The sequence below is a fragment of the Chryseobacterium sp. ERMR1:04 genome, assembly GCF_001297705.1.
GTDB lineage: Bacteria > Bacteroidota > Bacteroidia > Flavobacteriales > Weeksellaceae > Chryseobacterium.
Window position 1 is genome coordinate 144,480 of the sequence record NZ_LIRF01000003.1, and the last position, 25,894, is coordinate 170,373.

Here is a 25,894-nt window from a genome sequence, read left to right on the forward strand (position 1 = left end):
CTTAATTTTTTATAATTGATGTTTTTTTATTCGGCCTAGAACTACAGTTTTATGATTTTGGGGGATTTCAAAATTTGAATAACGCCAATAAAAACTTATTTTTGCCAATTATAATAATTCACATGTCTATATCGTTACTATTAAAATACTTTCCTGATCTTACAGAAACACAGATTGAGCAGTTCACAAAATTGGAAGCACTTTACAATGAGTGGAATGAAAAAATCAACGTGATTTCCCGAAAAGATATGGAGTCTCTGTATGAAAAACATATTTTACACTCGTTGGGAATCGTAAAAGTGATGGAGTTTGCTCCCGGAACTAAAGTCCTGGATATTGGAACCGGTGGTGGTTTTCCTGGAATTCCTTTGGCTATTTTATTTCCTGAAGTACAGTTTACATTGGTAGATTCTATCGGGAAGAAAATAAGTGTAGTAAATGCGGTTGCAGAAGGGGTTGGACTTACCAATGTTACGGCGATCCACGGAAGAGCCGAAAAAGTAAAAGAAAAATTCCATTTTGTGGTAAGCCGAGCGGTGACTCAGATGCCGGAATTCCTGAGATGGTTGAAAGGCAAATTTGAAAAAGAACAAATCAATACAAAACACAACGGGATTTTATATTTAAAAGGAGGAGACCTTGCAGAGGAGCTTGCCGGACTTAAATGTGAGATCTACAATCTTAAAAACTATTTTGATGAAGAATTTTTTGATACTAAAAGGGTAGTTTATCTATCAAAAGGTAATTTTAATTCTTAATTTATAGTAATTAATGAATAATTTTTGCTAATTATGTATTAATAATCAAAAATTGTAAAGTGTTATGAAAAAACTTTTAAAAATTGGGTTTTCAGCAGTAGTTTTAGGATTATTCTTTACTTCCTGTAATGACGAAGATGATTATCAAACCATCGAATCCATAGCTAAAATAAAGATTGATAGTGTGAAAGTGGTGAAAGATACGATGGCTGTTTTCACGGTACAAAGTATTAAAACATATTCTGCATATTCTTCACAATGTGAGGGCTTTTACGGGTATGATTATATCTATAACAACAATTTAGCAAGAACAGTTACCGCCTATAAATTTATAACGGGCGGGCCTTGTATACAGGGAAATCACGTGGTGGCAAGTCAAATAAATTTTAGTCCACAAAAGATTGGGACGTATAGTTTTAAATTTTGGAATGGGGGGAATAACTGGATCACCAAAACAATTGTAGTTCAATAATAATGAAATGGATTTTTGTAGTTTGTTTATTGATAACCAATATTTTATTAGGACAAAAGATTGTTTGGAAAGAAGACATAAAACTCAACTGGAATAATTTTAAAAGCAATATAAATAATCAACGCGGGACCAACGTTGTTGCTTATACAAACTGCGGTTGGATATATTCTGTGGTAAAATCCTCCAACCCAAAATCTCCTGTCACCATTAAAATTGAAACTATTTTCAACGAAGATAAATCCTGGAAAGATGCCAAAAAAATCAATGATTATATTTTAGGGCATGAGCAGAAACATTTTGATATTGCAGAAATATTTGCGCGCAAACTGAGAAAAGAAGTTCAGGAAAAAATAAAGACTTCAGGCGATTTTAATAAAAGTTTTCAAGGTATTTATCATCGAATTTCCAATGATTACAAAAGCTTTCAGGTGGTATATGATAAAGATACCAAACATGGGATGGATGAAGCTAAACAAACTGAATATGACCGCACAATCGCCGAAGAATTAGAAAATCTAAAAAGTTATAAAGCCTCTTGAAATTCCTCAATAAAATAATCAACGAATTATTAGCTCAAAATACAGATCTTTCTGCATTTAATATTGTTTTGCCCGGAAAACGTCCTATCGTTTTTATCAGACAGATTTTAGAAGAAAATAATTACTCCGGGTTTCTTCCCAACTTTTTTACAATCGAAGAATTAATAGATCAGATAGCAGATAAACAGCCAATTCAGGGCATCTCAGTTTGGCTTTTTGCATTTGATGTATATAAAAGCCTCAATCTTATTCCCAACGATGATTTTGCCGATTTCTTGAAATGGTTTCCTACGTTGCAAAAGGATTGGGATGATATTTTAAAATTTTCTGAAAGTGATCAGGCAGTTTTACAATATATGTTTGATGAAGAAAGAATCAAAGAATGGGCTCAGGATCTGGGAGAGGATGATGATGTTCCCAGAAAAAAATTCCTTAATTTTTGGAGAAATATGAATGTTTTTCTTCCTGTTTTAAAAGAAAAGCTACAGGAAAAAAATTGGGCAACATCCGGAATGATTCACGAAACAGCTAAATCGAAGATCATTGATTTTGCTAAAAACACGCCCGATAAATTTGTTTTTTGTGGATTTAACGCCTTTACTCCGGTTGAAGAAAAATTAGTAAGAAGTCTTTTGCAGTGGGATAAGGCGCAATGCTTTTTTCAGGCAGATCATTATTATTTTGATGATGAAAGGCAGGAAGCCGGAAAGTTTCTGAGACATCATAAAACATGGAAAGAATTTAATGACAGCAGAGCTTTTCAATGGATTGAGGATGACTTTAACCAACCGAAAAATATAAAAGTTTACGAGGTTTCAGGGAATGTAACCCAGACAAAAATTCTTCCTGAAATTTTTAAAGAAATAGAGAATAAAACCTATTCAAATACCGCAGTTGTTTTGTTGGATGAAAACTTGCTTCCTGCAAGTTTAGATGTGATGAACGCTGTTGAAAACCTGAATATTACCATGGGTTTTCCTTTGAAGAATTTGTCGTTTTCTAATGCGATAAAACAACTGTTTTATTTGCAGAAACAATTAGAAAAAAATAAATCTTCTTATTACTACCGAGATGTTTTTCCTATTCTTGAAGAGCTTCCGAAATCTATTGAAGATGAGCAGATTATCATTCAGTTTAAATCTAAAATAGAGGAGAGGAATATCGTTTATATTTCAAGAAAGTTATTGCATGAGCTTTTAAGTGAGCTTTCTTATTTTAATTTGCTTGAAAAAGCAAATTCCACGAATGTCTATCTCGATTTGCTTATCGACTTTTGTAAGAAGATCAAGTGGCTGGAAATAGATGATATTCAGTATGAAAACGTTTCTCATTTTGAAAATGCGTTTAGAATTATAAAAAATCAGGTGACTCCGTATGATTTCCAAATTAAAATGGAAACATTGGAAATTTTGATCAATCAACACGTGAATACGGAGAGTATTGATTTTCAAGGGGAACCTTTGCGTGGGTTACAAATTATGGGACTCTTGGAAACCCGTCTTTTGAATTTTGAAAATGTGATCATGCTTTCTGTGAACGAAGGAAAATTACCTTTGGGGAATTCTCAGAATACCTACATTCCTTTTGATATCAGAAGGTTTTTCGATCTTCATACCTTCCTGGAAAATGACAGTATTTATGCCTATCACTTTTATCGATTGATACAGGATGCACAGAATGTTCATTTGTTATTTAATGCGTTAAGTTCAGGGGTGAATACAGGGGAAAAAAGTAGATTTATCACCCAGATTGAAATGGAAAGTTCTCATGATATTGAACACTTAATTATTGAGAATTCTTCCGAGCCTATTACCACTCAGCCTATCGAAATTCCAAAGACTGATATTGTCTTGGAACGTCTTGAGAAATGGAAAGAGAAAGTATCGGCATCGCACCTTACAAGTTACCTTTATAATCCTATTGATTTCTATTTGTCAAAGATTCTGAAGACCTCTGAAACAGACGAAATTGAAGAAGAATTATCTGTAAAAAATTATGGAAATTTAGTTCATTATTCACTTCAAGAGGTTTATGAAGTGTTAAAGGGTAAGGTGTTAAAAGAAAACGATTTACTAGAATCAATTAAAGCAATAGATAGGTATATTGATGTGGCGATAGAAAAGCTTAAACATCAGCCTGAGTTCTATGAAAAAGGGATGAACTTTATTCACAAGGCCATTGCTAAAAAGGTCATTGAAAGTGTCTTAAGAGTCGATCTTGAATTGGTGAAAAGTGGAAGTAAATTAGAGATTTTAGATATCGAAAAAAGGTTTGAAAATGTTGATTTTTATTTGGATGAAAATAACACCAACCGAATTTCTTTCTTAGGATTTATTGATAGGATTGACCGCCTTAACGGGACTTTAAGAATCATTGATTATAAGACCGCGAAAATTAAAAACCTAACGGTAAAAATCGATGAAAATAATGTAGACAACTATTTCCTTAACAGCGAAAGAAAACAAGCTTTACAGTTGTGTATTTATCAGTATGTGGTTCAGAATCTGCCTGAGTTTTGGGGGCTCCCTATAGAAACGGGAATCTGGAGTTTTGCTGAAGCTAGAAAAGGCGTCGTTTCTTTACAATTTGAGAAGGGAAGTATAGATGATGCGATGAAGTCTATCAGAAGTCTGATTCTGGAAATTTTAGATCCCAATCTTACTTTTATTGAGGATGTAAAGTCTTATTAAATAAAATGCACTCCATTGCTGAAGCGCATTAATTATAAAAAATTATTGAAAAGGTTAAATATTATAATTTCACTTTTTTACTCATTATTTTTCCATTCGTTTGAGTGATTTGTACCACATAAACTCCTGATTCCAAATTATTTGATTCAAACTGTGAGGTGTTAATTTCCTGATTTTGAATTAAAGCTCCGGAAATATTGTAAATACGAATGTTTTTCAACGCACTTTTAGCTTGAACAATGATTTGAAGGGTTTTTGTAAAGATTTCAGGGCTGTCAGTTAGTGTGGCATCACCAATTTTTTTCTTAAACTGGAGGCTGTAAAACTGGGTGATGATTTCAAAGGTATGGTTTTGATTATCAATGGTGTTTAAGTCAATTCCGCCGTCTTTAACATACTGTTCCTGAGATATGGTTTTTACTAAATTTTTATTTTCATCAAAAATATTAATGACCGATAATTCTTCCGGATTAATTTTCAAGCTTAGAATATTATTGTTATCAGACTTTATAATCTCATTTTCAGTAATTTCCGTAGGTGTATTTTTGATATAGGGAATTAATTTGTTCTTATTATCCTCTGATACTTTTAATAAATAAACACCGTCTTTCAATGTATTTAAATTGTTGTTAACCATTGTTTTACGTACTGTACTTTCTTTGTTGAAATCTGTGACTTCAAGCAACTGCATACCTTGTAAATCAGGCTTAATTTGAGATGAAAACAATGTATTGACTTTAGGATTATTCTCAGTGTTTTTTGAAGTCAATATCGCCCATTGATTCAACAGTCCGCCACTTCTTAATGTATTAAACTTGGCATTGGATGCCAATACAAAAGGAAGAATTCCTCCTACATGACCTACAGGCCCCCAATAGAATGCATTTAATTTGTATTTATTCAGATCCCACCAAGGATAATATCCTCTTTGTACTTCAATTGTTTTGGATGTGTTTTCAGGGTGAATGGCCAGATCTACAGTAGCATGACCCAAGGTCATCGGCGTTTTATTGTACCAATCATAGACATCACTTGCTCTCAGACATTGTCTTAATTTATTGTTGTTGTTATTGGTGACATCATTCACAAAGCTTTGGGTAAATAGTTTCCTCCAGATGAAAGGCCCCCATAACAGCCCGCCATTATCCTGGATGACATGGTAATTGTACTTGTCAAGATATTCTGTAGAAATGACCTCAGAAATAGTGTTGTTGTAGGTTTTGTAGCCAATATTATTACAGGTATTAACAACGTTGGCAAGAAAGGAAGTAAAAGGATATACCTCTTTTTCTACGACCCCTTTTTGAAGCGTAACTCCGGAAAAATCATAGGGGCCATCTCCCATATAAGCATATTTAAAACTTAGCTGAGTGGGATTGGAACTGCTTAATTTTTTTAAGGTAGACATGGCTGCATGCGCACCTTGTGAATAGCCGGCTAAAAAATATTCATCATACCGTTTTATATTGAGTTGCGATAAAACTTTATTGGCTGCCGTCACAAAATCAATATTGGCACTTGCCTCAGTAGGATAGTGAACGTAAGGGTGAACGCCGTCACCGGAACCCATACCTACATAATCTGGAGCCATCAGGATATAACCGTTTAAAACATAAGATAATTCAACAACAAAACCAGCTTCTAATGTTCCTTTTAAATTAGAAGGAACGTTATTTCTGCTATCGGTTGTCCCATGGTCTGAAACAACAGTAGATAGCTTGTAATTAACGTTCGGGTACATAATCAGTCCTGTAGCTTTTACTAGGGTGTTGTTTTCGTTTTTGGTGTAGTATGTTATTTTATAGGCTTTTAAACCTACATTGAAACCGTTAAGGTAACTCACAAAATCTGGAGGGCTCTGTTGGCCAAGACTTGTTGAAATAAAATTTACAACTCCTTGTGGAGTAAGATCTAACTTTTGTTCAACGTTTGCAACATCTCCCGCTTGTTGAGCAAAATAGAAAGGAGCGGAGAGTCCTAATAAAAAGAATGTAATTTTTTTCATATTAATATTTTAAGTTTTGATTAAGGTAGATACTTTTAATAAATCACTCAAAATATTATTGACTCAATAATTATTCATTGAATATCAGTTCCCGGAATTGTGATTAAAATAAAAGAGTCTGATCATTCGATCAGACTCTTTTATTTATCAATATTTTTTAATTTCTAGAAAGCGTTAATCCCTGTGATATCCATTCCTGTAATTAATAAATGAACATCGTGAGTTCCTTCATAAGTAATAACAGATTCTAAGTTGGCAGCGTGTCTCATCATTGGGAATTCTCCCATGATACCCATTCCTCCAAGAATTTGGCGAGATTCTCTTGCGATCTCAATAGCCATGTTCACATTATTTCTTTTAGCCATTGAAATCTGAGCAGGTGTTGCTTTATGATCATTTTTAAGGTGTCCTAACTGTAAGCAAAGCAATTGAGCTTTAGTTATTTCCGTTAAAAATTCAGCTAGTTTTTTCTGTTGTAACTGATAAGAACCAATTGGTTTTCCGAATTGTTTTCTTTCTTTAGAATACTGAACAGCAGTACAATGACAATCAATAGCTGCACCAATAACACCCCAAGAAATACCATATCTCGCTGAATTTAAACAAGAAAGAGGTCCTCTTAAACCTGTAACTCCTGGGAGTAGGTTTTCTTTTGGAACTTTTACGTCATTAAATACCAACTCTCCTGTCTTTGAAGCTCTTAAGCTCCATTTATTGTGTGTTTCAGGAGTAGTGAAGCCTTCCATGTCTCTTTCTACAATAAGTCCCTGAACTTTTCCTTCTTCATTTTTAGCCCAAACAACAGCAATATCGCATAAAGGTGAATTTGTGATCCACATTTTAGCACCATTTAAAAGATAATGATCTCCCATATCTTTAAAATAGGTTTCCATGGATCCCGGATCTGAACCATGATTAGGCTCTGTTAATCCAAAAGAACCGATCATTTCACCAGAAGCTAATTTGGGTAAATATTTTCTTTTCTGTTCTTCAGAACCAAACTCGTTAATAGGAAACATCACCAAAGAACTCTGTACAGAAGCTGCAGAGCGAACAGCAGAATCTCCTCTTTCCAATTCCTGCATGATAAGACCGTAAGAGATCTGATCTAAGCCTGAACCGCCATACTCAACCGGAATATATGGACCCAAGGCTCCAATTTTTCCTAATTCTCTCATCAAACCCGGAATGTCTGTATGGTCTTGTGCTGCCTTATCAATCTGTGGCATCACAAAACTTTCAACCCAGTCTCTTATTGATTGACGAATCAGTTTATGTTCTTCGGTAAGTAAAGCATCAATTCCATAATAATCAGGAATGCTTGTAAGAGGATAATATGACATGTAATTTAATTTTTCTAAAAATAGCACTTTTCATTATTCCTGAGAAATTTTTTTTAGGTGTTATTTTTACTATGTTTATTAGGTTTTTAAATTGATTTTTTAGAAATGAATATTAAACTTCATCTCCTTCATCGTTTGAGATAGGGTACTGATTAGTAGGATTGTAAATCCTTGTTTTAAATTTATAAAGATAAGGCGCCTTGTTGGCAGAGCCGTCATAAAGCTTCTCCAATCTTTCAAGAATATTTAAACTCAAAATTTTTCGCTGAAAATTATTTCTCCTGAATTTCTCTCCCAAAATGGTTTCATACAGGGATTGAAGATCTTTCATGGTAAATTTCTCGGGAAGAAGGTTACTTGCAGCTACTTCGGTATTGATATTCATTCTTAAATATTCAAGGCCGGTTTCTATCACTCTGTCGTGGTCAAAAGCCATTTGAGGTAATTTGTTGACCTCGAACCATTCACAGGTTTCATTAAAAGAGTCAGGGAACGTATTGGCAATAGAAAAGTCAATCAAACTACAATATCCTACAGTGATGAATCTTTGAAAGATCCAGTGGTCTTTAGGAACTTCAATTCCTTTATTGTTGAGCAAGATTTGGTGTACATTATTTTCTGTACGGTCTATTCTTCCAAAAGTATGGAACTGTTTTAGAAATAAATCTTTAAGATGGGTTCTCTCATATAAGACGCGGGCAGCAGCTTCACGAAGATCTTCGTCGTTAAAAACGAATCCACCGGGGAGAGACCACAAATTTAGGTCGTGATACTTTAATAAAAGAACTTTCAGGATGTTATTATGAAAACCAAATATGGTGCAGTCCACCGATATGTGTGCTACAAAGTCTTTTGTATCAATTAGTTCCCGAAGCGTTTCTTTATTTTTTGTGTCTTTGATTTCCATGGGAGTAAAAGTAAAATTATTTTCTAAATATTTTTATTTGCAGCCTTAAAATAAATCAAACTTATTGTAAAAAGCACAGTTACAGCGAGTAAAATGTATAGTGGATACAAATTAAGCAGCTGTTTTCCGAACAATACCGACATAATAATTGAACTGACAGAGCTACCTAGCGATGAAAAAATCACAATAAGTGAGGTAAAGAGGTTCGCTTTTTCTTTATCAATCTTCGCAATCATTTTAGAATTGATCACAGGATACAGCGGAGATAAGAAGAAACCAATAACCGGAAATAAAAATAAAAGGGCCATTGAATTGTCCGAATCAAAATATTGTAATCCTAAAATGATGATTAAAACTAAAATAATTAATGAAAGACATAAAACGTAATATTTTGATAGAGAAAATCTGTGAATAACATTAGCAGTGATGGTTCTTCCTATGTAAGAAAAAAGAGCGAGAAAAGAGGAGGCTTGCAATGCAAAGAAAGAATTGACCTTCAAATGATTTTTGTAAAACGAAGGTAACCATGAATTGAAACTTTGCTCCACAAAAACGATACAGAATACTACCCCTAAAAATAACATAATTAATGGGTTAACTAATTTTGATAATTCTGAAATGATCCCTTGATTACCGGATTGTACAGGTTCTGCAATTTTTATTTTTGAAAATAAAAAAATGGTGATGATGGATAAAAGTGAAATCGATAAAAATCCAAATTTCCAATATTCAGAGAACTGACTGGAAATAAGCCAACCAAATCCTGTATTGACCACAAAAATACCAATCATAAAAGTGGCTTCTACATTACTCATAATCTTTGCCAGAGATTTTTCGTCGGAAATATTATTTCTGATAATTCCAAAAACACAAATCTTTCCAATCGCAAAACAAGTTCCGATAATGGCGAACCAAAGTTTGTAAAACCAAAATACTTCTACAAAAGGTAAAATACTTGAGCAAATGCCAACAATTGTTAAAGCCAAAATCAATGCTTTTTTAGTCCCGATTTTGCTGATAAAATTAACGGCAAAAAGTGAAATAAAGGCAATCGGAAGATCCTTAAAAGACTCCAGAAAACCGAGCTTTTCATAGGTGATTTTTGCCTCCGAAAGTTGCAGTATCACAATGCCCATGCAGTTCAGAACCATGGAGAAAATTAGAAAAGTAAGTTTCAACGGAAGAGAGATTTTGGTGAGCTTGGTATTCATTTCGGGGATTATTTTCATTTACTTTTTGCAATATTTTATGATTTTTTACATAAAATTTATGCCTTTAAACCCCCAAAAATAAACGAAAAATTAAAATATTTATTAATATAATGTTAATTATTTAAAAAAAAATATATTTTTATTGTCTCAATTTGAGAATTAAAAAACTAACTGTAATATGAATGTTAAAATAACAAGAAGTTTAGGACTGGTTGCTGTCCTCTATTTCACAGCAAATTTCAGTGCTCAGAAGAAGGCAAATGACACCCTTCCAAAAGAGCAAAAAATCGAGGAAGTGGTAATGATCGGTTATGGTACTCAGAAGAAGAGTAATGTGACCGGAGCAATATCAAGTATAAAAGCTTCCGACATTGAAAATTCTCCTGCTGCAGGAAGACCGGAACAAATCATGCAAGGACGAGCTGCTGGTGTTTCGGTAATTTCAAATTCAGGACAACCCGGATCTACTGCTACGGTAAGAGTTCGTGGTATTACCAGTTTTGGGGCTGGGAGTAATGATCCTCTTTGGGTAGTTGATGGAATTGTAGTAGATAATATCGGATGGTTAAATCAATCTGATATCGAAGGAATGGAAATTCTTAAAGATGGTGCTTCCTCTGCCATTTATGGAGTTTCTGCTGCAAAAGGTGTTGTTTTGATTACTACTAAAAAAGGAGCTAAAGGAAAATTAAACCTTTCTTATAACGGATTTTTTGGTGTTGGAAGTGCGGCTAATAAGCTAGATCTTTTGAATGCTAATCAATATGCAACCATTATCAATGAAGCGAATAGGAATGATGGCCGTGCCGCTCCTTACGCAAATCCTGGCTCATATGGAGTAGGAACAGATTGGCAAAAAGCAATTTTCAACAGTGCACAACGTCAATCTCATGAATTCAGCATCAATGGTGGAAGTGATAAATCAACCTACTATGCTTCTTTTGGTTATTATGACCAAGAGGGTATTGTATTGAGAGATATTTCTAATTATAAGAGAATGAATGCAAGATTGAACTCAAACCATAAAGTATTAGACTTTTTAACGGTAGGACAAACTTTTGCATATACTCACACAAAATCTGCGGGAATTAATGCAAATGGTGAATTTGGAGGTCCGTTAAGTTCAGCGATCAACCTTGATCCATTAACACCCCTAGTAGTTACTAATGGAGTAAACAATCAGCCTTTCCCAAGTGATTATCTTAATAATCCTAATATTGTAAGAGACCCCAACGGAAATCCTTATGGAATCTCACATTATGTAAGTAAAGAAATGTCTAATCCACTGGCTTTTCAACAAACCCAATTAGGAAGATACAATTGGTCTGATGATATTATTGCTAACGTTTATGCTGACTTAAAAATTGATAAACATATTAATTTTAAAACAAGCGTCAATGGAAAGCTTTCTTATTGGGGAAATCAAGGTTTTACTCCTGTTAATTATTTAAGTTCTGCAACTAAAAATGATTTTAATACTTTATTCAGACAAATTGAGAAAAAATTTGAGTGGAGTACAGAAAATACAGTGACGTATCAAAATAAATTTGGGCAGCATAGCTTAAATGTATTGTTAGGACAGGGATATTACGAATATAACATCTCTTCAGGACAAAATACAACCTATAAAAATCTTCCAACAAATGATTGGAGAGAGGCTTCATTCAATTTTGATATTCCACAAACCGACAGAGCGACAAGAGCATGGGATGGAATACAAACGCATAAAGCTTCTTATTTTGGAAGAGTAGTGTATGATTATGCGAATAAATATCTATTTACAGGTACAATTCGTAGAGATGGTTCTTCAAGATTTGCAACTGCTCATCATTGGGGGAACTTCCCTGCAATGTCTGTGGGTTGGAATGTCTCTAATGAAGATTTCTGGCCTGAAAACAAAATCGTTAACAGCTTGAAATTAAGAGGAGGATATGGAGTATTAGGAAACGACGGTATCGATAATTTCCAGTTTGCTAACTTTTTAATTCCTGGAAGTAACTATACTTTTGGAGATGAAGTGATTCATGTTGGGTATGCTCCAAGTACATTAGAAAACCCTGAACTGAAGTGGGAAAGAACTTCACAGTTCAACATTGCTGCAGATCTTAAAATATTCAAAAACTTCGACTTATCAGTAGATGTTTACAGAAAAAAAAGTAGTGATATTTTGAGAAAAATTGATATCCCTGGATATATTGGTTTAACTAACAATCCTTGGAGAAACATTGGAGATATGAACAATGACGGAATTGAGGTAAGCTTAGGGTACAAAAAGAACTGGGGAGATTTTGGATTCTCAGCAAATGGTAATTTCGCGTATTTACAAAATGAAATTACAAGACTTGAAGATGGTAAACCTTATGTTAATTTTGCTTCATTCCAGTCTATGGGACCTGTTTCCAGATTACAGGTTGGATCTTCTTATGGTTCATTCTATGGATATCAAAACTTAGGCGTTTTCCAAAATCAAGCGGAAATTGATGCTTACAGAAATTCAAACGGAGGGTTAATTCAAGCTAATGCAAAGCCGGGAGATTTCAAAAGATTGGACGCGAATGGGGATGGTAAAATTGATGACAATGATTACGTTAATTTAGGTAATTCTGTGCCAAAATATACTTTTGGATTAACATTGAATATGAATTACAAAAACTTTGACATCATGGTATTTGCTCAAGGGCAGGCAGGAAATAAAATTTTCCAGGGTCTGAGAAGATTAGATATTCAGGAAGCCAACTATCAAACTACAATTCTAGATCGTTGGACAGGAGAAGGAACATCTAACAGCGTAGCAAGAGTAAGCCAGGACGATCCTAATCAGAATTATACAAGAATGTCTGATTACTATCTTCAAAAAGGAGATTATTTACGTTTGAAACTGGTTCAGCTTGGGTACACACTTTCTAAAGATGTTGCACACAGTATAGGCGCTTCTAAAATTAGATTCTATGTAACAGGAGAAAACTTGGTGACTTTCACAAAATATACAGGGTATGATCCGGAAATTGCTGGAGGAGATACTTTTGGTATTGACAGAGCGTATTATCCACAATCCAGAACTTTCCTTTTCGGAGCTAATGTTCAATTTTAATTAAGATAAAAAATGAAAAATAAAAAATTTATATATAGAAGCTTATCTGTGTTATTATTAGCAGGAGTGAGCTTCGGAGCAGTATCTTGTGACAGAAGTAATCTTGAAGATGTACAAAACTCAGGGACATTTGAACCGGATAATTTTTTTAGAAATGAAGAACAGTCTTTTAGTGGTTTAGTAGCTACTTACGATATGTTGAGAAAATATTCAGGAGGGTTTGAAAATGATGTAACCTTCTTTAACGGAGCTTCTGATGATTTTTATGCAGGGGGAGGGAGTTCTACAGATGGAGCAGGAATCCAAGGGTTTTCTAATTATACGATCAATCCTATTATCATGCCTTTAAGCTATTGGAAAGATTATTATCAGGGTATTGCAAAAGCTAACCTTTTGTTAGAAAGAATCCCTGGTGCAGATATGAATGACCAAACCAGAAAAAGATTTGTAGCAGAAGCAAAAGTATTGAGATCTCTATACTATTTTGAGTTGGTAAGGATGTTCAAAAATATTCCTCTGATTTTAAAACCAATTAAACCTACTGACGATTACTATAACATTGCGCAGGCAAAACCTGAAGATGTTTATACACAGATAGAAGGAGATATTCTTTCGGCTCTTAACGATCTTCCTTTTTCTATTCCATCTGCCAATAAAAGTGAAACCGGAAGAATTACGCAAGGGACTGCGCGTGCTATTTTAGGAAAGATCTATTTGTATAATAATAAAAATACGGAGGCGGCTGCACAGTTCGAGATGGTCAATGGAACTCCTGGAGGAACCAGTCAATATGGATATAAGTTAGTTGCTAACTTTGCAGATTTATGGAAAGTAGATAATAAATTTACCACTGAATCTATTCTGGAAGTAATGCATACCAATAAAAGTAATGCAGAGTGGGATTTTTGGGGAACAGGAAAAGATGAAGGGAATTCTATTAATCAGATGGTAGCTGTAATATCGTATGGACGTGTGGGAACTCCACCAAGTCCTGATGCGCCAGACATTTATAAAGGATGGGGATTCAATCCGGCAACAGATGATCTGTTTAACTTTATGCAGGGAGATCCTCGTTTAGATGCAACGATTTTTAATGCTAAAAAATTAAAAGAAGAAAATAAAATCACTTACACTTCCGGTTATAAAGACACAGGTTATTTCTTAAATAAGTACTTACCGAGAAATGCCGATAAAAGTAATTTACCGGGAGCTACAGAGTTAAACTTTCATCAGAATTATATCGTGATTAGATTGGCAGATGCCTATTTAATGGAAGCAGAAGCATTGGGTAGTTCAGGGGCAAGAGCTCAGGCGTTATTGGATGCAGTAAGAGCAAGGGTAGGATTAGCTTCCGTACCTGTTTCTAAGCAAGCGATTAAGGATGAAAGAAGAAGAGAATTAGCCGGGGAAGGACACAGATGGTTCGACTTGGTAAGATGGGGTGATGCACCTGCAAAATTAGGATCAAGAGGATTTGTTGCAGGAAAGAGTGAGATTTTACCAATTCCTTTTAACGAATTAGTAAATACAGCAATAAAACAAAACCCTGGTTACTAACATATGAAGTTTCACAATTTATATAGTTTCTTTTTAAAAAGTACTACACTGCTGTTTGGCGGTGTGGTACTTTTGCCTTTAAGTTCTTGCAGATCTCATCTGGCAAGTAATGGAAATCAAGTTCAGATCTGGCTTACAAAAGGGGATGAAAGCGTAAGATTGCAGCAACAGACTCCGATTAGTTTTGTAAATAATTCCAACAACTTTCAAAATATTGACATTGATGATACGCAGAAGTTTCAATATATTGATGGTTTCGGATATACATTAACAGGAGGAAGTGTTGAGGTAATTAACCGACTTTCTCCTTCAAAAAGAAAAGCCTTATTGAATGAACTTTTTGGGAATGATAAAAATTCTATTTCTATAAGCTACTTAAGATTAAGCATTGGTGCCTCCGATTTGGATAGCCAGGTTTTCTCTTATGATGATTTACCGGAAGGGCAAACAGATCCTTCTCTTTCAAAATTCAGTTTAGCGAGAGATAAAGATTTGATTGCGATGTTAAAAGAGATTTTAGCAATCAATCCAAAAATTAAGATCATTTCAGCACCGTGGTCGGCTCCGGTTTGGATGAAAGACAACGGGAAATCAAAAGGAGGAAGTTTAAAACCTGAATTTTACGATGTATATGCAAAGTATTTCGTGAAGTACATTCAGGAAATGCAGAAAGAAGGAATTACCATTGATGCGGTTACGCCTCAAAATGAACCATTACATCCCGGAAACAATCCGAGTTTGTATATGCCTTCAGACCAACAGAAAGATTTCATTAAGAAAAGTTTAGGTCCGATTTTCAAATCAAATCATATTAAAACTAAAATTGTGGTGTATGATCACAATTGCAACAAGCCTGAATATGTTACCAATATCTTAAGTGATGCTGAAGCGTCTCAATATATAGACGGTTCAGCTTTCCATTTATACGAAGGTGAAATTTCAGCTTTAGGTACTGTTCATGCCGCTTTTCCAAATAAAAATTTGTATTTTACCGAGCAATGGACAGGCGCGAAGGGAACTTTTAATGAAGATTTAAATTGGCATACCAAAAACGTAATCATCGGTTCTATGAGAAACTGGAGTAAAATTGCTCTGGAGTGGAACGTAGCCAATGATACACAATATAAACCTCACACAGACGGAGGTTGTACAGAATGCAAAGGGGCAATTACCGTTTCAGACAGTGAAAACTTTACAAGAAACGTTGCCTATTACATCATTGCACATGCCTCAAAATTTATTCCTGCTGATTCAAGAAGGATAGCTTCTACACAAACCGACAATCTTGCTACTGCGGCTTTTATTACGCCTGCAGGAAAGAGAATTTTGGTTGTACAGAACGGAGCGAAAAATGAAGAAACATTTAATATAAAATATAACGGAAAAACAGCAACAGTTGCCCTTTCAGGAAATTCGGTTGCGACCTACGTTTTTTAAAAAAAGAACAGACATGAAGAAGAAATATCTTGTATTATTACTCGTAGCAATCGGTGTGGGTACTTCTGCACAGAAATCGATAGACCAAAGAGTTTCAGAGATCTTATCTAAAATGACTTTAGAAGAAAAAGTAGGTCAGTTGGTTCAATACAGCGGTTTTGAATATGCAACGGGGCCTCAAAACTCCAATTCTGCCAGTGTTTTAGATGAAATAAAAAAAGGTAAAGTAGGTTCTATGCTGAATGTCGCAGGAGCTGAGGAAACACGTTCTTTTCAAAAATTGGCACTACAGTCTAGGTTAAAAATTCCATTGTTGTTTGGTCAGGATGTTATTCACGGATACCGAACAACTTTCCCTATCAATCTAGGTCAGGCAGCAAGCTGGGATCTGGGTTTAATTGAAAAATCTGAAAGAATTGCCGCTATAGAAGCTTCGGCTTACGGTATTCACTGGACATTTGCTCCGATGGTTGATATTGCGAGAGACCCAAGATGGGGCAGAGTGATGGAAGGTTCCGGAGAAGATACGTATTTGGGAACGCAGATTGGATTGGCAAGAATCAAAGGTTTTCAGGGGAAAGGCTTAGGAAATCTTGATGCTATCATGGCTTGTGCAAAACATTTTGCGGCATACGGAGCAGCGGTTGGCGGAAGAGATTACAATTCCGTAGATATGAGTTTAAGACAACTTCATGAAACTTATTTACCACCTTTTAAGGCAGCTTCGGAAGCGGGAGTAGCTACATTTATGAATTCTTTTAATGATATTAATGGAATTCCGGCAACGGCTAACAAATACATTTTAAGAGATCTTTTAAAAGGAAAATGGAACTACCCAGGTTTTGTAGTTTCAGACTGGGGAAGTATCGGCGAAATGGTTCCTCACGGTTACGCAAAAGACAATAAAGAAGCGGCTGAAAAAGCAATTATTGCCGGAAGCGATATGGATATGGAAAGCCGTGCTTATATGGCTGAACTTCCAAAATTGGTTCAGGAAGGAAAGGTTGATCCAAAGTTGATTGATGATGCAGCAAGAAGAATTTTGGTTAAAAAGTTCGAAATGGGATTATTTGATGATCCTTACAGATTCAGCAACGAAAAAAGACAAAAAGAACAGGTAAACAATCAAGATAATAGAAAATTCGGAAGAGAATTTGGTTCAAAAAGTGTGGTATTGTTAAAAAATCAGACTCAGCTTTTACCTCTTTCAAAATCAACGAAAACGGTTGCGTTAATCGGACCTTTCGGAAAAGAAACAACGGCCAATCATGGTTTTTGGTCCGTTCCTTTTAAAGATGACAGCCAAAGAATTATTTCTCAGTTTGACGGAATTAAAAATCAATTAGATAAAAATTCAACCTTATTATATGCAAAAGGAGCTAATGCTGATGATCAGGACAGATCAATGTTTGCTGAAGCGGTAGAAACGGCAAAAAAAGCGGATGTTGTCATCATGACATTGGGTGAAGGCCACGCCATGAGCGGTGAGGCGAAAAGCAGAAGTAATCTTCATTTTTCAGGAGTTCAGGAAGATCTTTTAAAAGAAATTGCTAAAACCGGAAAACCGATTATTTTAATGATTAACGCAGGAAGACCTTTGGTTTTTGATTGGGCAGCAGATAACATTCCTACCATTGTCTACACTTGGTGGTTGGGAACGGAAGCTGGAAATTCTATTGCTGATGTTCTTTTCGGAACGGTAAACCCAGGTGGAAAATTACCAATGACATTTCCAAGAACAGAAGGACAGGTTCCTATTTATTATAATCACTACAACACGGGGAGACCTGCAAAAAATAATACAGACAGAAACTATGTTTCAGCTTACATCGATTTAGATAATGACCCGAAATTTCCATTTGGTTATGGGTTGAGTTATACTCAGTTTAAATACGCTGATATGAATCTAAGTTCAACAAATCTTACAGGAAATCAAACGCTAAACATCACTGTGAATGTTTCCAACACCGGAAATTATGATGGGGAAGAAGTGGTACAATTATACATCAGAGATCTATTCGGGAAAGTGGTGAGACCTGTGAAAGAATTGAAAAGCTTTCAAAAAGTATTCATCAAAAAAGGAGAAAGTAAAACGGTCAACTTTACGTTGACTCCGGAAAATTTGAAATTCTATGATGATGAATTAAATTATGACTGGGAAGCCGGAGAATTTGATATTATGGTAGGAACGAACTCTAAGGATGTTCAGACAAAAAGGATCAACTGGTCAAAATAAATATTAGTTTACAAAAACTGAGAGCGGGATAAAACCCGCTTTTGGTGGTAAAGGAAGGTGAGTTTTAAATCAACATAATCTTTGTCATTTTGAAAGAATCTAAATGATTTTAGCATGACAAACTTTGAAAATAAATTCGCGTTTGTCATTCAGAACGAAACAAAGTGTAGTGAAGAATCTACTTTAAATATAATAGAGATTCTTCCTTCGTCAGAATGACAAACTTTGAAAATAAATTAATTTAAATAAAATTTTGAAAATAAAATTCCAATATATCATCACCATTTTAGTCAGCGGAACTTTAGCTCTTTCTGTTTCAAATTGTGCTTCAAATAAGCCCGATTCCAAAAGAAAACTCATCTGGAATGATGAATTTAATGGAAAAGGTTTACCCGATGCCGCTAAATGGAATTATGATGTGGGAGGCGATGGATATGGAAATAATGAAGCTCAGTTTTATACCAAAGACCGTTTAGAAAATGCAAGAGTTGAAAACGGAAATTTAGTCATTGAAGCTAAGAAAGAAAATTGGGAAAAGAGCCAATATACGTCTGCAAGGCTTTTAACAAAGGGAAAGTTTTCCTTTCAATATGGAACGGTTGAGGTTCGTGCAAAACTTCCAAAAGGCAGAGGAACATGGCCAGCCCTTTGGATGATGAGCGAAAATATGAAGAAATGGCCGGATGATGGCGAACTGGATATTATGGAACATGTGGGTTATAATCAAGGCTATGTTCATGCTTCCGTTCATACGAAAAAGTACAATCATAAAATCGGAACGCAGAAAACCGATACGTTGATGGTGAAAGAGGTAAGCGAAAAATTTCATGTGTATAAAGTAGATTGGACCCCTGAAAAAATTGATGTTTATATTGATGATCAAAAGTTTTTCACGTATGAAAATAAAGAAAAAACCTATGAAGCATGGCCTTTTGATCAGCCGTATTTTATCATTTTAAATCTGGCAGTCGGTGGTTTTTGGGGTGGAAAAGAAGGAATTGATGATTCTGTCTTTCCTCAGAAATATTACATCGATTATGTAAGAGTTTATCAAAATAAATAATGAAGGGAGAGTGGTTTTCTCTCCATAAAATAGAAAGAAATTATGAAGAAACTAGTAGTAAGTTGTTTTTTAGTAGGGGCTTTTTTTAATGCAAATGCTCAGAATTACTGGAAAAAGAATGCAGGAAAAACAGCGAAAGTAATTTTCACCAATGCTAAGACCAATGAAAAAATGGTGGATAAAGGAATGGTGAAATTCGAAAAAATGGATCAACCCAAAGAAACAGATGCCTGTGTTTTTGTAGATCCTGATTTTAAATACCAAAAACTGATCGGAATCGGAGGTGCTATTACCGATGCGTCGGCTGAAACTTTTTATAAAATGCCAAAAAATAAGCAGAAAGAAATTCTTGACGCCTATTATGGAAAAAATGGATTGGGATATACGGTTGTTCGTACGAATATGAACTCTTGTGATTTCTCAAGCGATTCTTATACGTATGTAACGGAAAATGATCAATCATTAAAATCATTCAATGTTGCGCACGACGAAAAGTATAAAATTCCAATGATTAAAGCAGCTCAAAATGCTATTGGAAAAGATTTTACCTTCTATTTTTCTCCTTGGAGCCCACCGGCTTGGATGAAATCTAATAAAAGTATGTTGAAAGGAGGTAGATTGGAAAATGCGTTCTATCAAACTTGGGCAGATTATTACGTGAAATTCATTAAAGAATACGAAAAAAGAGGAATTAATGTTTGGGGGCTGACCGTTCAAAACGAACCAATGGCAACCCAGAGCTGGGAATCTTGTATTTATACGGCTGAAGAAGAAGGAGAGTTCCTGAAAAATAATTTAGGCCCAACCCTTTGGAAAAACGGATTCAAAGACAAAAAAGTAATGATCTGGGATCATAATAGAGACTTGATTTACCAAAGAGCAACCACAACATTAAGTGATCCTGAGACTTCAAAATATGCAGCAGGAATCGGGTACCACTGGTATGAAACATGGAATAACAAAACACAGCTTTTTGATAATTTAATTGAAACGCAAAGAGCTTTTCCGGATAAGTTTTTAGCGTTTACGGAAGGGTGCAAAGAGCAATTTGATCTATCTAAAATCTACGATGTAAGCCTAGGTGAACTGTACGGGAAAAACATGATCAACGATTTCAACAAAGGAACCGCTTTATGGACAGACTGGAATGTTCTTCTAGACGAAACGGGTGGACCAAACCATGTTGGGAATTTCTGTTTTGCACCAATCATTGCAGATACAAAAACTGGGGAAGTTCATTATACGTATGAATACTATTATGTAGGTCACGTTTCGAAATTCATTAAGCCCAATGCGCAAAGAATCGGAAGTTCATCAAACAGAGCTGCTTTAACATCGACCACTTTTATGAATGAAAATGGACAGTTAGTTACCGTTATCATGAACGACTCAGACAACGATATTGATACCAATCTGTGGATCGAAGGAATGTCTGCGAAGCTTTCTGCACCGGCACACTCAATACAAACCGTAATTTTATAAACTTCATATTAATATTTTTTATTAGAATCGGCGGGCTCATTTGAGCCCGCCGATTTGTTTTTGACCATTTCATTTCCAACCCACTTCAATAAAAAAGCATCTCTTATATAATACGACAAGTTCTGTCGCATTGAGGGGTTAGCTTTGCATAATAAAGAAAATGGGGTAATAATTTTCAAGTTAATTATTTTTAACAAGCCTCAGTTAGGTGAATTAAAATGATTATTTTTGCATCGCTTAAAAACTAACAATCAAAGAAAACGATATATGAGAAAATTCTATATTGGTGCATTTTTTATGTGTACTATTGGGCAAATTTCGGCCCAGGAAGTGGTTTGGCAAAAAGACATTAAATCCAATACTCAGGATTTTCTAAGTCAGGTCACCACAACCATCGATGGACAGTATTTAATTACCGGAAGCTCCATCCAATCTAAAAAACTTTCTACGGACAATAAACAGAACAACGGTTACGATTTTCACTTAGTTAAGCTAAATCAGCAAGGCGAAGAAGTTTGGGAAAAGTATTTCGTCGGAAACAATCATGATTTCCTTTCAGCAACGGTTGCTACTCAGGAAGGAGGTTTTCTTCTTGCAGGAACTTCTTACTCGGGAAAAGGTCTGGACAAAAAAGACGATTCTAAAGGAGGATCTGATATTTGGTTGATCAGGTTAAATGAATTTGGAGACGAATTATGGCAAAAAACATTTGGCAGTTCAGCAGATGAAGAAGCTAGAGCTGTGATACAAACAACCGATTTAGGATTTTTTGTGGCTGGGAATGTTCAAAATTCCGCAAAAGGGTATGGATCAAAAGATATTTTGATCATCAAACTGGATAAAAACGGAAAAGAACTCTCACAATCTATTTTAGGTGGAAAAGGATTAGATGAAGTAGAGAAAATGATTCCAACACGTGACGGAGGTGCTTTGCTTGGGATTTACTCCAGAAGCACGATTGGTGGATCAAAAAAGACTGAAAACTTTGGCGAAGGTGATTATTGGATTGTCAAACTTAACAAGGACGGAAAAGTCGAGTGGGAAAAGAACATTGGAGGAAAAGGAGATGATCATTTGAGAACATTAGCTTTAACATCAACAGGATTTTTAATTGGAGGTGAATCGAGATCTGAAAGATCAGGAAATAAAACCGTTGGTATTGAAGAAGGTACGGATTTGTGGTTGATTTCTCTGAATGAAAAAGGAGATGAGATCTGGCAAAAGTCTTACAACTTCAAAAACAGAGATGTATTAATGGGAATGAGTGTTTTACATGGTTCGGATGATAAAACTTCAAAAGGTATTTTACTAGGTGGTTACACGCAAGCTGAGGGCAGAATACAAACCGATGACGAGACATTTTGGATGCTGTATTTAGATCAGAATGGAAATGAGCAGTGGAGAAAACATGTAAAAGGCGAATCCAGTAAAAGAGAAGAAAGGTTATCTGATATTAAGCTTAACAGAGATGGCTCCATCATTTTAGCAGGAACCAGTGCTGAAGAATTGGGAAAAGAAAACTGGAAAATTGTTAAGCTTGGAGACAAACAAATTGACCAATTAATTGTAAAACAAGATATCAAGATCTATCCAAATCCTGTATCAGATTATGCGTATGTGGAAATTGGTTTTGATTTCAAGGAAGCTGATATTATTTTGTATGATATGATTGGAAGACAATTGCAAAGTCTAAAAACGAAGAATAAAGTAACGAAGATGAATACGCAGGCTTTGATTCAGGGAGCTTATCTGATTACCATAAAAACTGATACAGGCAAAGCTGCCAATGCTAAACTGATTAAGAAATAAACGGAGATGAAAAAGATAATACTATTATTATTGCTTGGTACATTCTACCAAGCACAGCTTACTGTTGGTGAACAAGTTAAATCGGTTGTTCCTTTACCTGCAAGTGCAGAGTCCTACAGCCTTTCAAAAGTTGAAGCTATTCCTATGGATTATTTTAGAGGAAAAGCGAATATGAATATTCCGATTTATACCATCAATATAAATGGAATCAACATACCCATTTCTCTTTCTTATAATACGGGAGGGATCAAATTAAATGAAGTAGCCACTACAGTAGGATTGGGATGGTCACTTAATATTCCCGGGACGATTTCTCAAAATGTTGTAGGCTTAGATGACCTGGAAGTTCCTTTTTTTTCTAAAAATATAAACGAATATGCAGCTTATACCGGGAATATTAGTATAAATTCCAGTAATGAGGAGCGGGCTAAAATCGAAAGTTTATACAATAACCATTATGATACCCAAAAAGATATTTTTGATTACAACTTGCCAACTGCATCAGGTTCTTTTTTAATGAAAGATAATAATCAGACTTTTCTAATTCCCGATGATGATGTTCTGATCACAAGAAACAATAATAGGTTTTATATAAAAGATACCCAGGGGGCCGAATACTGGATGTCTCCAAGAAACGGGATTACCCCTGAGAGTATGGGTGGTCCTAGCGTGTTGCATAAAACATTATATAATCTTGATGAGCTCAAGATTAATAATAAATCGGTTCTGTTTTACTATAATAAGAGCCATGGTTATGATGAAAGAAATATTAACCAGGTTGCTAATTTTAAAGTAAGTACCCAGCCCAGTGGAAGTTGGGAAGTATTGATTCCTCTTCCTAAATATGAAAAAACGGAGACATCCACTTTCTTTACGGAATCTCTGATCAGTAAAATCAGTTTTGATAATGGGGAAGTTAATTTTTTATATTCCAATGATGCTAATTCTGCGTTTTCTGATGGTTCATCATACAGGAAAGATCTAAGCAATGGTACCGGAATTGCCCTTCGTAGAATTATAGTGACCAATAAAGCCGGTATTACCGTCAAAGATGTCAGTCTCAATTATAGTTATTTTGAAACGGATAATACTGACAAAACTTATGAAGATTACCGGTTAAAACTTATGAGTGTTCGGGATAATCTACAAAACACAGATTATTCATTTGAATACAACGAAAAGTATAAAATTCCTAAACGAAGCAGCAGTAATGATGACTACTGGGGGTATATCAATGATATTTATAATGGAGAAACAGCGAATATACCAAGCAAAGTTTTTGATTATAATATACCTTCAGAAGAATTTAATACTATTGCCAAAAGAAACAGGGAATCTAATGAAGAATATGCTGTTTTAGGGAGTTTGAAATCTATAAAATATCCTACCGGGGCAAAGAAAAATTTTTACTATGAGCTTCCCTATAACACGGTAAAGGAATTTATAGGATATAACCAAGGAGCTTTACCAATAGGAGCAATTAGTACAAAAGTCTCGGAAGATGAATTTGATGGAACACTAACATTCCCTGTTACAGAAGCGCATATACAGCAAATACAAGACTTAGGGATTGATGCAGAACTTGATAAAATTCAAATAACTTTTGCCAATACCTGTAAGAATGCAAATAACACTGGAAACGGACAGACTATAGCTGAAACCCAATGCACGGGGACTGCAATATATGGATCCAGATTTTTCACTCATTGGCGTCCGCAAACTGTTGATTGGCCAATAACAACAAACAGAAATCTGGAATTGAACCTGTATAAAATGGGATCATGTAAATGCAGCCTCTCGGGAAGTATGAGGTATAAATATCCCTCATATACAGGGGCTATGAAAAAATATGGAGCACTCCGTATCCGAAAAATTGAAGATGTTGATGCCAATAATGTTTCCAATGTATACCAATATGCATATGGAAAATATGAAAACGAAGTTTTTGTTCCTGATTTTAAACTGAATCAGAAATATAATTTTTCATCTATTATCAAAAGACAGCTAAGAGAATTTACTGATGACGGGCATCTTACTCAGGATGGTTATAGTTTTGAAAAATATTACCGTATCCATAATTCCAGCCAGGCTAATACCAGCTATGGAAGTTCGGATGTAATAAACTACCCTTCTGTAGTAGAAATTACAGATAAAGGCAAAATTATCAGGGAATATGAAACTTCCAGCGGTTCAAATTATTTCTATAATAAATGGAAAGGCGGAAAACTGAAAAGGGAAATTTATTTAAACAAAGTCAATGATACTTTAAGAATAATAAAAAATACCTATCAGTATAATACCCTAAAAAATGGTTTATCAGAATTTACCACCAATATCCCGAAAGTAGCCGCTTTTTCTACGGACTTTACGATTACAACAGGTGTTATGCCTGTTTTAGACATGCCTGTGGAAATTTATAATGTAGAATATAAGATGTACATGATTGAATCTGCAAAAGTACAAAATGACACTACTGAAAATACAGAATACTTTAACGGTAAAAAGATCACTTCCAAAACAAAGTATGAATATTATGATACGGATATAAACAAACCGATTAACTTAAAAAATATAAAAAGTATTTTCCCTTCCGGAGAAATTCAGCAGACAGATTACAATTATGCCCACGAAAAAGGCAATCAATTAATGATTAGTAAAAACATGATCGGCATCCCATTAGAGACAACTTCAACCCAAACGATTGGTTCCAAAACCAAAACCTTATCAAAAGGTGAAACTATTTATCCGTTAACTCAAAGCGAAGCTGATACAAAAACATCAGGATTGGTAATGCCTATCTCTGTATTATCTTATGATATTCAAAATAACACTCCATCAACAGAAGTAACTTATAAAAAGTATGACAGCAAAGGTAGTTTACAACAGTATACCACAAAAGACGGGATTTCTGTAGCAATTATCTGGGGTTACAACAATACTCAGCCTATTGCAAAAGTTGAAGGGGCAACGTATTCTCAGGTAGAAAGTTTTGTATCAGCGATTTCCACTGCTTCCGATACCGATGCTTTAGCGGGAAGAAACAACGATGAAACTGCATTTTTATCTGTTTTAAAAACATTCAAAGATAATTTGCAACATTATCAGGTTACTACGTACACTTACGATCCGTTGATTGGAGTAAGAAGTATTACCCCACCATCAGGAATCAGAGAGGTTTATCTTTATGATACCGCCAACAGATTGAAAGAAATAAAACAAGAGATGAAGAATGCCAACGGTAGCTTAGAGTATAAGATCCTTAAAGAATTCAACTACAATTATAAAAACTAATAC

16 protein-coding genes are annotated in these 25,894 nt (G+C 35.0%); 12 read left to right on the top strand and 4 right to left on the bottom strand.

Annotated elements, in window-relative coordinates:
* Nucleotides 1-122: 122 nt before the first annotated feature.
* From rsmG to AMQ68_RS00770, 4 genes are all read left to right on the top strand, one after another.
* Nucleotides 123-758, top strand: coding sequence for a 16S rRNA (guanine(527)-N(7))-methyltransferase RsmG (gene rsmG / locus AMQ68_RS00755; RefSeq protein WP_054508731.1), 636 nt, complete (start codon nucleotides 123-125; stop codon nucleotides 756-758).
* A gap of 64 nt (nucleotides 759-822) precedes the next feature.
* Nucleotides 823-1,230: a hypothetical protein gene (locus tag AMQ68_RS00760; protein ID WP_054508732.1), complete on the top strand. Its 408-nt coding sequence runs from the start codon at nucleotides 823-825 to the stop codon at nucleotides 1,228-1,230.
* Between the two features lie 2 nt (nucleotides 1,231-1,232).
* Nucleotides 1,233-1,769 carry a hypothetical protein gene (locus AMQ68_RS00765; protein ID WP_054508733.1) on the top strand — a complete coding sequence of 179 codons (537 nt, stop codon included), beginning with the start codon at nucleotides 1,233-1,235 and terminating at the stop codon, nucleotides 1,767-1,769.
* Nucleotides 1,766-4,459: a PD-(D/E)XK nuclease family protein gene (locus AMQ68_RS00770; protein WP_054508734.1), complete on the top strand. Its 2,694-nt coding sequence runs from the start codon at nucleotides 1,766-1,768 to the stop codon at nucleotides 4,457-4,459. The genes AMQ68_RS00765 and AMQ68_RS00770 overlap by 4 nt, the downstream gene beginning before the upstream one ends.
* A gap of 61 nt (nucleotides 4,460-4,520) precedes the next feature.
* Here AMQ68_RS00770 and AMQ68_RS00775 read toward each other — a convergent pair whose 3' ends face one another.
* The 4 genes from AMQ68_RS00775 to AMQ68_RS00790 all read right to left on the bottom strand — a co-directional run bounded on the left by AMQ68_RS00775 (nucleotide 4,521) and on the right by AMQ68_RS00790 (nucleotide 9,943).
* Entirely contained in the window at nucleotides 4,521-6,464 is a 1,944-nt protein-coding gene (locus AMQ68_RS00775; RefSeq protein WP_054508735.1) for a T9SS type A sorting domain-containing protein, read from the bottom strand.
* A 164-nt stretch (nucleotides 6,465-6,628) separates the two neighbouring features.
* A complete protein-coding gene (locus AMQ68_RS00780; RefSeq protein WP_054508736.1) occupies nucleotides 6,629-7,807 on the bottom strand; it encodes an acyl-CoA dehydrogenase family protein in 1,179 nt (392 codons plus the stop codon).
* 112 nt (nucleotides 7,808-7,919) lie between these two features.
* Nucleotides 7,920-8,714: an NUDIX domain-containing protein gene (locus AMQ68_RS00785; protein WP_054508737.1), complete on the bottom strand. Its 795-nt coding sequence runs from the start codon at nucleotides 8,712-8,714 to the stop codon at nucleotides 7,920-7,922.
* A gap of 23 nt (nucleotides 8,715-8,737) precedes the next feature.
* On the bottom strand, nucleotides 8,738-9,943 hold the full coding sequence (locus tag AMQ68_RS00790; RefSeq protein WP_241775016.1) for a sugar MFS transporter: 1,206 nt from the start codon (nucleotides 9,941-9,943) through the stop codon (nucleotides 8,738-8,740).
* Between the two features lie 160 nt (nucleotides 9,944-10,103).
* On the opposite strand from AMQ68_RS00790, the gene AMQ68_RS00795 reads away from it, so the two are divergent.
* The 8 genes from AMQ68_RS00795 (at nucleotide 10,104) to AMQ68_RS00830 (ending at nucleotide 25,891) form a co-directional block, all read left to right on the top strand.
* Nucleotides 10,104-13,016 carry a TonB-dependent receptor gene (locus tag AMQ68_RS00795; RefSeq protein ID WP_054508738.1) on the top strand — a complete coding sequence of 971 codons (2,913 nt, stop codon included), beginning with the start codon at nucleotides 10,104-10,106 and terminating at the stop codon, nucleotides 13,014-13,016.
* A 12-nt stretch (nucleotides 13,017-13,028) separates the two neighbouring features.
* Entirely contained in the window at nucleotides 13,029-14,573 is a 1,545-nt protein-coding gene (locus AMQ68_RS00800) for a RagB/SusD family nutrient uptake outer membrane protein (protein ID WP_054508739.1), read from the top strand.
* A 3-nt stretch (nucleotides 14,574-14,576) separates the two neighbouring features.
* A complete protein-coding gene (locus tag AMQ68_RS00805) occupies nucleotides 14,577-16,010 on the top strand; it encodes a glycoside hydrolase family 30 beta sandwich domain-containing protein (RefSeq protein ID WP_054508740.1) in 1,434 nt (477 codons plus the stop codon).
* 13 nt (nucleotides 16,011-16,023) lie between these two features.
* Entirely contained in the window at nucleotides 16,024-18,246 is a 2,223-nt protein-coding gene (gene bglX / locus AMQ68_RS00810; RefSeq protein ID WP_054508741.1) for a beta-glucosidase BglX, read from the top strand.
* A gap of 253 nt (nucleotides 18,247-18,499) precedes the next feature.
* Nucleotides 18,500-19,309, top strand: a complete 810-nt coding sequence (locus AMQ68_RS00815; RefSeq protein ID WP_054508742.1) for a family 16 glycosylhydrolase — start codon at nucleotides 18,500-18,502, stop codon at nucleotides 19,307-19,309.
* A 42-nt stretch (nucleotides 19,310-19,351) separates the two neighbouring features.
* Nucleotides 19,352-20,791, top strand: a complete 1,440-nt coding sequence (locus tag AMQ68_RS00820) for a glycoside hydrolase family 30 beta sandwich domain-containing protein (protein ID WP_054508743.1) — start codon at nucleotides 19,352-19,354, stop codon at nucleotides 20,789-20,791.
* A gap of 267 nt (nucleotides 20,792-21,058) precedes the next feature.
* Nucleotides 21,059-22,600 (top strand): T9SS type A sorting domain-containing protein, encoded by a 1,542-nt coding sequence (locus AMQ68_RS00825; RefSeq protein ID WP_054508744.1) that lies wholly within the window; start codon nucleotides 21,059-21,061, stop codon nucleotides 22,598-22,600.
* Nucleotides 22,601-22,606: 6 nt separating this feature from the next.
* Complete coding sequence (locus AMQ68_RS00830; RefSeq protein ID WP_123905569.1) at nucleotides 22,607-25,891, top strand: hypothetical protein; 3,285 nt, start codon at nucleotides 22,607-22,609, stop codon at nucleotides 25,889-25,891.
* Nucleotides 25,892-25,894: the final 3 nt, after the last annotated feature.

What these genes read in the sequence shown, in the direction of transcription:
- AMQ68_RS00785 (WP_054508737.1), bottom strand. Translation starts at nt 8,714, where the DNA reads ATGGAAATCAAAGACACAAAAAATAAAGAAACGCTTCGGGAACTAATT.
- AMQ68_RS00760 (WP_054508732.1), top strand. Translation starts at nt 823, where the DNA reads ATGAAAAAACTTTTAAAAATTGGGTTTTCAGCAGTAGTTTTAGGATTA.
- AMQ68_RS00825 (WP_054508744.1), top strand. Translation starts at nt 21,059, where the DNA reads ATGAGAAAATTCTATATTGGTGCATTTTTTATGTGTACTATTGGGCAA.
- AMQ68_RS00775 (WP_054508735.1), bottom strand. Translation starts at nt 6,464, where the DNA reads ATGAAAAAAATTACATTCTTTTTATTAGGACTCTCCGCTCCTTTCTAT.
- AMQ68_RS00790 (WP_241775016.1), bottom strand. Translation starts at nt 9,943, where the DNA reads ATGAAAATAATCCCCGAAATGAATACCAAGCTCACCAAAATCTCTCTT.
- bglX (WP_054508741.1), top strand. Translation starts at nt 16,024, where the DNA reads ATGAAGAAGAAATATCTTGTATTATTACTCGTAGCAATCGGTGTGGGT.
- AMQ68_RS00805 (WP_054508740.1), top strand. Translation starts at nt 14,577, where the DNA reads ATGAAGTTTCACAATTTATATAGTTTCTTTTTAAAAAGTACTACACTG.
- AMQ68_RS00780 (WP_054508736.1), bottom strand. Translation starts at nt 7,807, where the DNA reads ATGTCATATTATCCTCTTACAAGCATTCCTGATTATTATGGAATTGAT.
- AMQ68_RS00800 (WP_054508739.1), top strand. Translation starts at nt 13,029, where the DNA reads ATGAAAAATAAAAAATTTATATATAGAAGCTTATCTGTGTTATTATTA.
- AMQ68_RS00765 (WP_054508733.1), top strand. Translation starts at nt 1,233, where the DNA reads ATGAAATGGATTTTTGTAGTTTGTTTATTGATAACCAATATTTTATTA.
- AMQ68_RS00830 (WP_123905569.1), top strand. Translation starts at nt 22,607, where the DNA reads ATGAAAAAGATAATACTATTATTATTGCTTGGTACATTCTACCAAGCA.
- AMQ68_RS00795 (WP_054508738.1), top strand. Translation starts at nt 10,104, where the DNA reads ATGAATGTTAAAATAACAAGAAGTTTAGGACTGGTTGCTGTCCTCTAT.
- rsmG (WP_054508731.1), top strand. Translation starts at nt 123, where the DNA reads ATGTCTATATCGTTACTATTAAAATACTTTCCTGATCTTACAGAAACA.
- AMQ68_RS00820 (WP_054508743.1), top strand. Translation starts at nt 19,352, where the DNA reads ATGAAGAAACTAGTAGTAAGTTGTTTTTTAGTAGGGGCTTTTTTTAAT.